Consider the following 10188-nt stretch of genomic DNA (forward strand, 5'->3'; position numbering starts at 1 on the left):
AAAAATATTTCAATTGATATGTCTTTTTTGATTTCTACCTTTTCCGATAAGAAACATGATCTCCAGCCGCAGGCTTTAGAACTGCATAAAATTAAAAAAGCGGCATCATTTAAAGCCTGCCGGTCTTCACTTCTTTCCGCCGGGAAATCCAAACACTGAAAAGCATAAAAAAGCCCCTTTAAAAAAGGGGCTTATCACATACAATCTCTTTACAGTATTACATCTTTGGAAGCAGGACAGTATCAACCACATGGATTACACCGTTTGACTGGTTTACGTCCGCTATGCTAACTTTAGACTTATTGCCGTTCTCATCGCTGATATATAAATCCTTACCCTCCATCCAGGCTGTCAGCGTACCCCCGCTTACTGTTTTCAGCACTGCTTTTCCTTTTCCTGCTTTTATCGCTTTTGCAATATCGGAACTGTTCATCTTTCCGGCAACCACATGGTAGGTCAGAATAGTCTGCAGCATTTTCATGTTTTCCGGTTTCAGTAAATTGTCTACTGTTCCTGCAGGAAGTTTGCCGAAGGCTTCATTTGTCGGCGCAAATACGGTAAAAGGGCCTTTTCCCTGAAGCGTCTCTACCAGTCCCGCCGCTTTTACCGCCGCCACAAGTGTGGTGTGGTCCTTAGAGTTGACTGCATTTTCTATTATGTTTTTATTTGGATACATTGCTGCCCCTCCCACCATCACGGTTTTCTGGGCGTTCATCGTAAATCCGAATCCCAATGCTAAGACTGCCAAGGCTAAAAAATTTCTAGTTTTCATAATTACATTTTTTTTAAAGTTATAAAGTCATCTACGCTTTAAACTGCTTTCTGGTTTTCATGAAAAAAAAATAATATTGAAAAAAATGAAATAAAAAAGCACAAATGCTTTAAATCCTGCTTCTTAGGCTTATAAAAAAAATAATTTTTCTTCTATTTTTCCAGGCGATATTGAAAAAGGCTCAAAAATTAAAAAACCCATCTTCTAAAATTTAGCTGGAATGTTCAAGGCCGGCAATATCACCAATATCTTTAGGCCTTACCTATCTATAAAAGCAGCATCATATGGATGAAGCTGTTTTTATCCAATAAATCTGGCAACTTCTTTACGCAGGCACCTTGAGTCCTTTATGAAAATGCATCAGTTTATTGCTGAACTGCTGGTGGTTTTATCGGCACATATGTAAAGGCCTTTCAAAATTGGTATTACATTAACATTATATCCTAGAGAGAACCGCGCTGGCGGTTTATATTTGCATTTCCACACCATTCCATTCAGGACAATGCTCAAAAAACAACTTTTAAAAACAAAACAGCTTTTACTGCTGGGCCAGCAGAAGCTGTCCCGAAAACAGTTTATATTTCTCTCAAGCGTACTCATTGGAATTACCGAAGATGAGCGGAAAAAATGCATAAATATTTTAAGGTTATCAGTTTTGTCATATTTACAAATTTAAAACTTAAAAACTGTTATTCCAACTCTAAAAACAACGTAAGCAACTCAAAAAATCAGCAATTCAAAGGATGTCCTCAAAATATAAGAAGGAGATCAGTTCAATGCCGTTGTGCATCTCTAAAAGCAATAATCCTATTTGCATGAAAAAAAATCAATCTCTAATGGAATGTAACTCTCTACTGAAAGGAGCCGCAAAAAAATGGATGCAGCTAAACAAGACAAAAGTTCTGCATCCGGCATTAAGAAAGAGGCAAAATTATCGATTTCTGCAAGATTAAAACAGCAGCACAGCATACACCCTCGAAAATTGGGATTTTTTAAAGTGATGCCCTTTATTTCTGCTTTTGGATTATTTGCGTAAAAAATAAATTACCTTTATCCGGCATTACCACTTTATACGAAATTAAAATTTATTTAAGCTTTAAATCCAATCCTATGAGCCAAGAAGAATTATTGGTATTAATCCGCAAAAAAGATGAAAGAGCTTTCACCCATCTCTACGATATGTACTCAAAAAGCTTGTTTTCGGTCATAAATGTTCTGGTAAAAAACCGGGAAGAAGCCGAAGATGTCCTGCAGGAAGTCTTTGTAAAAATCTGGAAAAACATCGATAGCTACAGTGAAAGCAAGGGCCGGTTCTACACCTGGATCCTTAATATTGCTAGGAATACATCGATTGACAAGCTGCGATCCAAAAATTTCAACAACACCCAAAAAAACCTTTCTTCGGATAATTTCGTAAATCTGTTAGATGACAGCAATAAATTAGCTAATAAACTAGATGCAATTGGTATTCAGGAGTTCGTTAAAAAACTGAAACCAAAATGCATTGAGATTATTGATCTGCTGTTCTTTAAAGGATATACCCAGCAGGAAGCTTCAGAAGAGCTAGCTATACCTCTGGGAACTGTAAAGACACAAAATAGAAACTGTATCAACGATTTAAGAAATTATTTAAAGATATAAATGGAAGCGAAGCAATATATTGAATCAGGCATATTAGAACTGTACGTTTACGGCCTGCTTACAGAAAAAGAAAACCTGGAAATTGCCGAATTGGCCAGAGAAAACCCCGAGGTTGAAAGTGAAATCATTGCTATAGAAAAAGCTGTTTCAGCCTTATCATCAAGCTTCTCGCCTTTCCATTCGGTTGCCAATTTCGACAAAATAAAAGCGCGTTTAGAGCTTAACGATGGTAAAGTTATCAATATAAAATCACCATCTAACCGTTCGCAGTACTTGAGCTGGGCGGCTGCCGTATTACTGCTCTTAGGTTTTGGATACCAGACTTTAGAACTGTCAAAATCTAAACAGGCACTCTCTGAGGCTGGAGGCGAAAAAAATAAAATTGAAAGAGAATATGCTTTTTTAGACCAGCAGAATAAACAGACTGAGAAAATCCTCAGCATTGTGAGAGACATTAAAAACACAAGCGTTGCTCTGGGCGGACAATCGGTATCTCCGGCATCATTTGCAAAAGTGTACTGGAACAAAGAAACAAAAACGACTTATGTCGACGCGGCAGGTCTGCCAAACCCTCCAAAAGGAATGGTTTACCAGGTTTGGTCTTTAAAACTAAGTCCGGTGCTTACCCCGACAAGTATTGGTCTGCTGGATAATTTTGAAGAAAACTCTCAAAAAATCTTCGCTGTAAGCCAAACCGATTCAGCTGAAGCTTTTGGCATCACGCTGGAACCTGCAGGGGGAAGCCTTGCACCTACAATGGAGCAGCTTTATACTTTAGGAAAAGTCTAATTCCATAAAAAGTCCTGACTAAAAAGCGCATATTGATCCTTTTCAATATGCGCTTTTTGGGATTCAATACTGCACTTTGGCGGAACTTTACCCAAATCCGTTAGCCGTAGTAAAAAAATCTAAAATCATCGTCAAATTTTGATTTGAATATTCTCTATGGTAATAGTTTAAATTTGTGCCGCCAAAGTAGAATTTTAAAGCCTGCTTTCAATAATTACATACTTTCCACTGATACTTTATTTGATTAAAAAGTTTAAGTTTAACGTTTTTAACGTTTAATGCCGACGATGCTTATAAACTATTTTTGACCAGCAATTTTAAATAATCATATTCCAAATTCACTTTAAAATAAGATAAAATTGAAGCTTGGCGTAAGTTAAAAGTCAACAGGATTCGAACACCAAAAATGGAATAGACTCATACTCCTTTTATTTGAATTTCTATTTAATTGAAATAATGAAAACCCATTAAAAATGGTTAGCTATTCATGATTTATTGAATTTTCCGCTCTCATTCTCTGATTATCAATTATTGCTCAGCTGAGGCAGAAAATTAGTTTACTCCTGAAGCGTTTGGTACGCCGGCCCGATTCTTTTATAAACATAAATCAATGATGTGAGGCAGTTTATAGTAAAAAAGCTAATTATAAAATTAATTAATAATCATGTAATTATCACCAAATTAATTAGTATAACTTTACCAAATGAGGAATTGATTACTCCCATGCAGAATTAAGTAAACATTTTTTGGAAGATTATGTTTATGGACAAGCCCGTCGCAGCGTGCAGCGCAGCTGACGGGTTCTATTTTTGCATCACTTCCTTCAGAACTTTGCTGTAAGTTTGAAACTGAAGGGGATTAAGCATTTATGACAGATTGATTTTGTATTTTTCTTCTATTGGTGAAGAAGCCTTATTCGGTGCAAGGTGTCCTATCTGAAATACTTTTTCAATGAATTCAATACTTTGATCCACTGAAGTGTTTTCATTTTTTAAATGGCTGGCAAAATGGTTTGTTAATTTTTGAATAATTCTTGAACTGATTAAATCCATCTGTGCATCATCAAAATGGGCTGTTTTCTTTTTTTGAAAAGCAAATTCTGCCGATACAATATCATTTAGCTTGGATTTTAAGGCATGGATAGTTGGAGCACATTTTCGGCCGTTCACCCAGGTATTCAGTTCTAATTTCAGATCATCAATAATGGCTTCTGCAGCAGGAATATGCTGTTTTCTCTTTTCCAGCGTGTCATCAGTAATTTGAGATAAATCATCCAGTTGTATTAAAGTTACGCCGGGTATTTCTTCTACATTGGTATCTACATTGCGCGGGATGGATAAATCCAGAATCAATAAGGGTTTCTGTAAAGCAAGAGATGTTTTGTCAATAGTGGGATTTTGTGCTCCTGTAGCTACAACAAGCACATCGGCCTGCTGCAGTTCCTGTTTTAAATCAGCATAATCTTTTACAATAACATTCAGCTTGCCAGCCAGTAATTCGGCTTTGTTTTTTGTTCTGTTTATAAGGGCAATATGGCTGTTTTTAGTATGTTTTACTAAGTTTTCGCACGTATTTCTTCCTATTTTCCCTGTTCCGAATAACAAAATATTTTTGTTTCCAATATCCGCCACATTTTGGATAATATACTGCACTGATGCAAAAGAAACTGACGTAGCACCAGAAGAAATTTTCGTCTCCGTTTTAACTTTTTTGCTCGCCTGAATAACTGTATTGACCAGCCGGTCCAGAAATGTATTGACCAAACCTTCCCGTTTACTATTGCTAAAGGCGGTTTTAATCTGGCTGATGATTTCAAAATCACCCAAAATCTGACTGTCTAAACCTGTCCCTACCCGGAACATATGGCTGACAGCTTCTTCATTCTTATATATATAAGCAGCCTGCTGAAATTCTTCTACAGAGCCATTGCTGTTCTCGCAAAGCAGTTTGATCAGTTGATAAGGATGATGGGCAAAACCATAAATTTCAGTTCTATTGCAGGTAGAAGTAACAACCAATGATTCTATGCCTTCTGCCTTAGCCTGCAGCAATAAATCAGATTGTGCCTGGGCATCTAAACTAAATTTTCCTCTTATAACTGCATCTGCTTTCTTGTAGCTTAGCCCTAATGCGTAAAAAGTAGTGGATCCGGACATAGTAAAATTTTCCATATTTATGGTTTCCTTAAAAAGTTCAAAAATTAGTAACTGCAGATTTATATAACAGCGCCGGAAGTGCTTTTTAGATCACTGTGGAATAAATGGATTTAAACTGCGGTTTTATATAATTTACTTATATTATAAAGCTGACAGATTTTGAAAAATATTTATGTACTTCAAACAGTATTGAAATATAAAACGCTGCCTGAAAAAGGCAGCGTTTTTGAGAATAAACTTATTTTTGAACTATAGGGGTTCTCAATGATTCCAAAACAGCAACTATATCAGTATAAAGTTCTGTATTTGAAGCAACGCCATTCGCATTGGCAGCAGCTCCAACATATCCTTCAAATTTTGTATAATCTGCATTGCTGGATTTTGTTCCCATACGAGGATTTTTTGCAGGATCATGAGCTGCAACCATGTTCAAACCAGAATATGTATTTACAGCATTTGTTCCTCCCGTATTAAACGAAAAGAAATCAGTCAGATTATCTGATAATTTAGCAATATTGGTAGACTGGGTAGTTCCCGTTTCTGCCAGTAAAGGAGCAAAATGTGCCTGCAGATTGCCTGATGCGTTCGATTGGATATCAGCAACAATCAATCCGATAGTTGAATTTACCACTTTGCGGAAACTCAAACGTCCCTGTTCAATCATCTGGCCGGAATTATCAGGATCAGAAACCATTTTAGTTCCGCCTAATCGCTCATAGATAGAAGCCTTAACCGGTGCAGGGCTTTCATCGTCATTACTGCTGCAGGAAATCATAGCTGCCGATGCAGCAATTAGTACACTAAGTGTAAGTTTTGAATAAACTTTCATAAATTTAAAGTATTAAAGGGTTAATTAAAAAAACGATTTATTTTTTGAGACAGTCTATAGCTCAAACTATTTTGATTCATTGGGCATACTTCTTTGTCTGCTAAATTTGCCGGCAGTATATAACGCTGCGCATCATAACTTCCTTTAGCCATCAGCTCATTGAAAACTTTCTCCGAGTTTGTAATTTTATTATTATGGAAGTACACCACAACATTTCTTTTAACAATGATAGAGTCTGATGTCAGACCTTTTATGCTTCTCAGGTCGGCACAGATTTTTCTGGCCTGCAGAGAATCGATGTCTGATTTAAAATCGATTCTGCTTACCTGAAGATTTGGGGTGTCATAAACTGGGGGTTTGGCCGTTATAATGTGAAAAAGCAAAATCGCGGCAAACAGTACAAATATTCCGCTGAGAATTAAAAGTCCTTTTTTGATTATTTTATTAGTTTTCATAATTTTTATGGTTTTAAAATTATCTACGTGCACTTCATCGCTGCGGTTTTAGAAATAATAGAAAAACAATCAATTTAGAATCATTTTAAATACAGAAATTACCTAATAATTTAATTATAAAGAAGATACTAGAAAACCCTGGCAAGATTAAATCCAAAAAATATATCTCCTTTTGTCCAGTCGCCAGTGGTTCTTCCCAGATACCCAGCCTCATCAATTGCCTGTGAACTGGTAAAATGCATTTGGAAAACATGTCCGCCGGTTTCTAAATCAAAACCTATAGACAGCGGATTTTTATAAAGTGAATTTGGCGCTCTGTTTAAATGCGCCGCATAATCCATATTTAAGGACCAGCGCTTAGCGAATTTATATCTTCCTCCAAATCCTATGGCATATTGGGAATTGCTTTGGTCTACATCATCAACAAAGTTTTGATGAAAGAATGACGGCACAATTTCTAAAGACAGCTTTTCAGAAAATTTTCTGGAAATTAACAGCTGTGCTACATAAGTCAGCCTGTCTTTAAATTGAAGCTTCGGATAAAGGCTTTCTTTTAATGTGTTATTAATAGACAAACTATTAAATCCGGCAATAGTAACAGGAAAGCCGTCTTTTATTTGAGGAAACAGCATATATTTTGTTGCAAAGTCATAAGCAAATTCACTTCGGGCTGCACTTACATTAAGTCCATTTGTTACACCGTAAATAAATTTAATCTGCGTATTGGCATTATCGAGTCCATAAAAACCTTCAAAACCATCTTTAATAGAGCCGAATCGGTGTGCAACAACAAAATACAAATCGCCTTTTGCGGCCAATTTTGTAGATTCGAGATTAACGATTTTTAAGGCTTTGAATGCAGATGTCACTTTTTCTTTTGCAAAAGGAGTTTCTACTCCAGACAATAAATCGGTTTGGGAGAAGGTTAACAGCGGAAATAAAAAAAATAATAGAATAAAGTTTTTCATGAGGTTAGTTTTAAATTGTTATTTGTATTAGTGTACAACTGAAGATTGGTCTATTTTAAATTCCTGGAGCAATTCGTCATATCCTAAAAAACGCCCTTTAATTTTTAGGGTTTTTCCAGATATAATATTTTGCGGCAAACATTTTTTGAATGTCACAAATACTTTTTCGCTCATAACAATTCCATTACTGGCTTTATCAATACTTGTTACTCGTGCACATAGTTCAATTGTTTTGTCCTGATATTTGATGTAAGCCAGCCTGTCGTTTGAAGTAAACTCTCTTTCCAGTTCGTTAACGGTTACAACATAATCGGCAGTTTCTGATTCTATATTTCTATGCCCTTTGTAGATGTAGAGGTACGCTGAAATTCCGATTATTATAAAAAGGAAAATTGTAATTAGTATTTTTTTTCTCATAACTGGTTTTTAGTATTTCAAATTATCTACGTTAAAAAATACCTATTGGATTTAAATCATTAAATATGCCTCTTGCCAAATCTGTATTATTCTTTTCAACGTATATAATTTTGAAATGCCTGATGATCCTTAAAAAAATCATGCATTTATTTATAACTAAAAACCAATCTTATGAATTTAAAAACCCTTCTGGCCATCTCATCATTAGCTTCAATTTTTGTAAGCTGTGCCAACGATGATCCAAGTACTTTAATTGACTCTACACCAATTAATGGTTTGGCAACATACAACCAAAATGTAAAATCTATTATTGATAATAACTGTGTTGTATGCCATGCGGCAGTTCCTAAAAATGGAGCGCCGATGTCTTTAGTTACTTATGAACAGGTTAAAAATGCAGTTTTAAATCGTGGACTGCTTACACGAATTTCTTTAGAAAATGGAGATAGTTCCTTAATGCCGCAAGGTGGCCCAAGATTGCCTCAAGCGACTATTGACATTATAAATAAATGGAATCAGGATGGATTATTAGAAAAATAATCTATAACAGCAACATGAAGAAAATCATAATAATGCCAATGCTATTGGCTTCTTTTATTGTTTTTTCACAAGAAAAAATAGTAACCAAATCTGCAACAATAACTCTGGAAGCTTCAGTACCTTCTTTTCAGCCGGTTGCAGGAACTAACAGCAATGTAACTTTTGTTTTGAATCCCGCAACTGGAGAAGTAGCAAGTCTGGCTTTAATGAAAGGATTTGAATTTGAAATGGCATTAATGGAAGAACATTTTAATGAAAATTACATGGAAACCGATAAATATCCGAAAGCTATTTTTAGAGGGCAAATAGAAGGATTCGATATTAAAAGTCTTACAGAAGATTATAAAGATTACACCGTAAAAGGAAAGTTAGAAGTGCATGGAAAATCCAAGGATATAAGTGCCGATGCAAAAATTACAAGATCGGGTTCCCGAGTCACCTTTATATCTGATTTTGAAGTAAATGCGAGTGATTTTAACATTCCAATTCCAGCGCTTATTAAATATAAACTGGATAATAAAGTCAAAATTCAAATTATTGCAGTTTTAAAATAAGACTGCATAAAACAGAATGATTTTATAAAAAAATAAAGGCAAAATAATGAAAAAAACAATACTTATTGCAATGCTGTGTGTTTGCGCCATTGGCGTATCACAAGAAAAAATGATCAGTAAATCGGCAAAAGTCATTTTTGAAGCTTCCGTTCCTTCTTTTGAAGAAGTTAAAGCAGTAAATCAGAATGTTACTTTTGTTTTGAATCCAGCAACAGGAGAGATTGCAAGTTTAGCCCTGATGAAAGGTTTCCAGTTTAAGGTTGCTTTAATGGAAGAACACTTTAATGAAAATTATATCGAAAGTGACCAATATCCAAAAGCCGTATTTAAAGGAAAAATACAAGGGTTTGATCTTCAAAGCCTAACAGTAAATCCCAAAGATTTTATTATTAAAGGCAAATTAGAACTTCACGGTAAATCCAGGGATATAAATACTGCTGCAAAGATAAGCAGATCACCATCAGGTGTCAGCATTTCATGTAATTTCAGCGTAAATGCCAGTGATTTTAATATTGAAATCCCAAATTTGGTTAAAAGCAAGCTTTCCAATAAAATAAATATCCAGGTTGCCGCAGTCTTAGAAACCAATAGACAATAACCTCCTGAACACTATCTTGAAAAGTCAGTAATTTTTATATAAAAAAAATGGAGGAAGAAATACAAATTGAGGACGGCCTTACCCTTATCCGTTTCCAGAACGACAGTCCAGAATCTTTTTCTGCACAGCACGAAATAGGTGCCGGCCTGATACAGTTTCATTTCGGACTAAAAGGCAATGCATTTATTTTGTCCAGTCAGGATCATTGCACTTTAGAATTGAAAGAGGAAAAATCACTGATTTTGTGCAATCTGCAGCAGCAGTCATTGCTTAAGTTAAAACTTTCTCCAAATTCATGGGTTATTTCTGTTATTGTTTCGATTAATAAATTTCACTCGTTATTTTCCGTTCAGGCAGATTATATTTCTATTTTAAGCCCCGATAGGAAGAAAAAAAAGTATTATACCGAAGGGAACATCAGTCCTTCTATGGCTGTTGTTTTGAGCCAGCTGTTTCATTACAGCCTTCA

General features: G+C 35.5%; 12 protein-coding genes and 1 pseudogene. 7 read left to right on the forward strand and 6 right to left on the reverse strand.

The features are described from left to right. Window positions 1-217 precede the first annotated feature (217 nt). On the reverse strand, window positions 218-772 hold the full coding sequence (locus GSY47_RS11225; RefSeq protein WP_219071298.1) for a fasciclin domain-containing protein: 555 nt from the start codon (window positions 770-772) through the stop codon (window positions 218-220). Window positions 773-1646: 874 nt separating this feature from the next. On the opposite strand from GSY47_RS11225, the gene GSY47_RS11230 reads away from it, so the two are divergent. The 3 genes from GSY47_RS11230 (at window position 1647) to GSY47_RS11240 (ending at window position 3202) form a co-directional block, all read left to right on the forward strand. Beyond that, a complete protein-coding gene (locus tag GSY47_RS11230; RefSeq protein ID WP_184160494.1) occupies window positions 1647-1808 on the forward strand; it encodes a hypothetical protein in 162 nt (53 codons plus the stop codon). Window positions 1809-1882: 74 nt separating this feature from the next. Beyond that, window positions 1883-2413, forward strand: a complete 531-nt coding sequence (locus GSY47_RS11235) for an RNA polymerase sigma factor (protein ID WP_109193296.1) — start codon at window positions 1883-1885, stop codon at window positions 2411-2413. Next, a complete protein-coding gene (locus GSY47_RS11240; protein WP_184160492.1) occupies window positions 2414-3202 on the forward strand; it encodes an anti-sigma factor in 789 nt (262 codons plus the stop codon). A gap of 866 nt (window positions 3203-4068) precedes the next feature. On the opposite strand, the gene hemA is transcribed toward GSY47_RS11240, so the two are convergent. From hemA to GSY47_RS11265, 5 genes are all read right to left on the reverse strand, one after another. Then, the gene (gene hemA / locus GSY47_RS11245) at window positions 4069-5373 is read right to left on the reverse strand and encodes a glutamyl-tRNA reductase (RefSeq protein WP_184160490.1); all 1305 of its coding nucleotides are present in this window, start codon (window positions 5371-5373) and stop codon (window positions 4069-4071) included. A gap of 223 nt (window positions 5374-5596) precedes the next feature. After that, window positions 5597-6187, reverse strand: coding sequence for a globin family protein (locus GSY47_RS11250; RefSeq protein WP_184160488.1), 591 nt, complete (start codon window positions 6185-6187; stop codon window positions 5597-5599). Window positions 6188-6207: 20 nt separating this feature from the next. Further along, window positions 6208-6642, reverse strand: a complete 435-nt coding sequence (locus tag GSY47_RS11255) for a hypothetical protein (protein ID WP_184160486.1) — start codon at window positions 6640-6642, stop codon at window positions 6208-6210. Between the two features lie 128 nt (window positions 6643-6770). Then, window positions 6771-7610, reverse strand: coding sequence for a DUF5777 family beta-barrel protein (locus GSY47_RS11260; protein ID WP_184160484.1), 840 nt, complete (start codon window positions 7608-7610; stop codon window positions 6771-6773). Window positions 7611-7637: 27 nt separating this feature from the next. Next, the gene (locus GSY47_RS11265; protein WP_184160482.1) at window positions 7638-8027 is read right to left on the reverse strand and encodes an OB-fold protein; all 390 of its coding nucleotides are present in this window, start codon (window positions 8025-8027) and stop codon (window positions 7638-7640) included. Between the two features lie 171 nt (window positions 8028-8198). Between GSY47_RS11265 and GSY47_RS11270 the strand changes: the two genes are divergently transcribed. From GSY47_RS11270 to GSY47_RS11285, 4 genes and pseudogenes are all read left to right on the forward strand, one after another. After that, window positions 8199-8567: a hypothetical protein gene (locus tag GSY47_RS11270; protein WP_184160480.1), complete on the forward strand. Its 369-nt coding sequence runs from the start codon at window positions 8199-8201 to the stop codon at window positions 8565-8567. A 14-nt stretch (window positions 8568-8581) separates the two neighbouring features. Continuing rightward, the gene (locus GSY47_RS11275; RefSeq protein ID WP_184160478.1) at window positions 8582-9121 is read left to right on the forward strand and encodes a YceI family protein; all 540 of its coding nucleotides are present in this window, start codon (window positions 8582-8584) and stop codon (window positions 9119-9121) included. A 46-nt stretch (window positions 9122-9167) separates the two neighbouring features. Then, window positions 9168-9719, forward strand: coding sequence for a YceI family protein (locus tag GSY47_RS11280; RefSeq protein WP_219071217.1), 552 nt, complete (start codon window positions 9168-9170; stop codon window positions 9717-9719). A 47-nt stretch (window positions 9720-9766) separates the two neighbouring features. Next, a pseudogene (locus tag GSY47_RS11285) lies at window positions 9767-10188 on the forward strand (AraC family transcriptional regulator); the annotation flags it as partial.

This window comes from Flavobacterium quisquiliarum, assembly GCF_019308285.1.
GTDB classification, from domain to species: domain Bacteria; phylum Bacteroidota; class Bacteroidia; order Flavobacteriales; family Flavobacteriaceae; genus Flavobacterium; species Flavobacterium quisquiliarum.